The sequence below is a fragment of the Sphingopyxis sp. genome (genome assembly GCF_036402335.1).
Lineage (GTDB): Bacteria > Pseudomonadota > Alphaproteobacteria > Sphingomonadales > Sphingomonadaceae > Sphingopyxis.
Genome location: NZ_DASWTD010000678.1, coordinates 1 through 2,463, shown reverse-complemented (window position 1 = coordinate 2,463; position 2,463 = coordinate 1). Strand labels below are relative to the sequence as shown.

2 protein-coding genes are annotated in these 2,463 nt (G+C 65.7%); both read right to left on the bottom strand.

Translation table 11 applies throughout. The features are described from left to right. Positions 1 to 386 (bottom strand): hypothetical protein (locus VGD20_RS21770; protein ID WP_331136458.1); only part of this gene is annotated, 386 nt, incomplete at its 3' end. A gap of 101 nt (positions 387 to 487) precedes the next feature. Further along, entirely contained in the window at positions 488 to 2,311 is a 1,824-nt protein-coding gene (gene cobT, locus VGD20_RS21765) for a cobaltochelatase subunit CobT (protein ID WP_331136457.1), read from the bottom strand. Between the last annotated feature and the right edge of the window lie 152 nt (positions 2,312 to 2,463).

Here is a 2,463-nt window from a genome sequence, read left to right as displayed (position 1 = left end):
CCGGCCTTGCCTCCCCAGCTCGATTTCGCCGAATGAACAACCTGACCTCGTCCAACGGTCCCCGCGGGCACTAGTATCCGCTCGCCGAGCATGATCGGCTGCGACAGCGACAGAGCATACCAGTCGCCGGTCTTGTGCGTCTTGCTGTTGACAGCCTCGTCGATCCGGATTTCGATCAGCGTGCCCGCGGCCAGCGTCGTCGGAGCCGTCGGTACGGCTTCGGTGGTGATCGTGTCGGCCTGATTGGCGGCAATCGGCGCGGGGTCGCCCGGTGCGACGACTTCGGGTGTCGGTACAGCCTCTTGCGCGGCCAGCGCATTTGAAATCGGCGCAAGCGCCAGCGCCGCCATGCCCGCAGCATGACGCAGCAACAGCTTTACTGTCATCGGTGTGCGCCCCTCCCCGAAACAACAACTATCGCCGAAATTCTACTTGGCAAGCATCATTTCAAGCGAAGTATCGGGAGCCGGTTTTGGTGGATAAAGCTTCAATCTATGTCGAACAGCCCCGCGAGCTGCTCGACCATCGTGCCGCCCAATTGCTCGGCATCCATGATCGTCACCGCGCGGCTGTAATAGCGTGTGACATCGTGCCCGATGCCGATCGCGCAGAGCTCGACCGGTGAACGATTCTCGATCCATTCGATGACCTGCCGCAGATGCTGGTCGAGATAGGCGCCGTGGTTCACCGACAGCGTGCTGTCGTCGACCGGCGCGCCGTCCGAAATCACCATCAGGATGCGGCGTTCCTCGGGGCGATTGATGATGCGCTGGTGCGCCCACATCAGCGCCTCGCCGTCGATATTCTCTTTGAGCAGCCCTTCGCGCATCATCAGCCCGAGCGACTTTCGCGCGCGGCGATAGGGCTCGTCGGCGGGCTTGTAGATGATGTGGCGCAGGTCGTTGAGGCGGCCGGGGTGCGTAGGGCGTCCTGCCGCGAGCCAGTCCTCGCGGCTCTGCCCGCCCTTCCACGTCCGCGTCGTGAAGCCCAAAATCTCGGTCTTGACGCCGCAACGTTCGAGCGTGCGCGCGAGGATGTCGGCGCTGATCGCGGCGATGCTGATCGGCCGCCCGCGCATCGAGCCCGAATTGTCGATAAGCAGCGTGACGACGGTGTCGCGAAAATCGGTGTCGCGCTCGATCTTGTACGACAGCGACTGTCCGGGCGAGACGATGACGCGCGCGAGCCGCGCCGCGTCGAGCTGGCCTTCCTCCTGATCGAAATCCCATGCGCGGTTCTGCTGCGCCATCAGGCGGCGCTGGAGCCGGTTGGCGAGCTTGGTCACCGCGCCTTGCAGATGCTGCATCTGCGTATCGAGATAGGCGCGCAGCCGCGTCAGCTCGTCGGCATCGCAGAGCTCGGTCGCGGCGATGATCTCGTCATGCTTTTCGGTGAAGCGCAGATAGTTGAAGTCGGGAATGTCGCTCGGCAGGCGGTTGGGGCGGACGGGCAACATGCCCTCGTCGCCTTCGCCGCCCATTTCGGGTTCGCCGTCGGCTTCCATTTCCTGCGCGTCGGGGTCGCTGTCGCCGTCGTCGGCCTGGTCGCCCGCCATTTCGGCGCGCGCGTCGACCTGACTTTCGCCGGCACCGCCGTCTTCGCTTTCCTGCTCTTCCTGGCTTTCTTCCGCCTCACTTTCGTCCTGCTCGCCGCCGTCCTCGGCGCCTTGTTCCAGCGGTTCGTCGCTCTGGATCAGGTCGAGGTGGCGCAGCGCGAGCTTTGCCGTTTCGGCAAAAGCCACCTGATCGTCGAGCAGCATCGACAGCGCGGTCAGGTCGCCGCCCGCCTCGTTGGTGATCCACTCGCGGACCAGCGACAGGCCGGTCTCGGTTCCCTGCGGCGCCTGTTCGCCGGTCAGTGCCTCGCGCAGCATCAGTTCGAGCGCGCTCGACACCGGCACATCCTCGCGGCCTTGCGCGCGGCTGATCGGGTCGCTGCGCATCCGCATCGCGAGGCTCGCCGACAGATTGCTGCGCATCCCGTCCATGTGGCGCGCGCCGAGCGCCTCGATCCGCGCGCGCTCCATGGCGTCGAAGGCCGCGGCGGCGAGCGGTTCGGCGGGGCGCGCCGCGGCGTGCAATTTCTCGTTGTGGTGCTTCATGCGCAAGGCATAGGAGTCCGCAAAGCCGCGCGCCTCGGCAACCTGATCGGCGGGCAGGGTGCGCGACGGGGTCGGCACCTTGATCGCCTTGCCGACCTGCGCGGGCGCGTCGGCGGTAAAGCCGACCTCGACCTCGGCATCGCGCGTCACCGCGCGCGCAACGCTCGACAGCGCGGCCTTGAAATCGTCGAGGGGAGATTGGGCGGTCATTTCGAGTCGGCTCTAACCAGCTTTGGGTGCCGAAGGAAGAGTATGCCGTCACGCATACCATAATCGTCACCCCGGACTTGATCCGGGGTCCCGCTCAGCGCCGTCGAGAAGCGGGACCCCGGATCAAGCCCGGGGTGACGAAAGAGGGAATG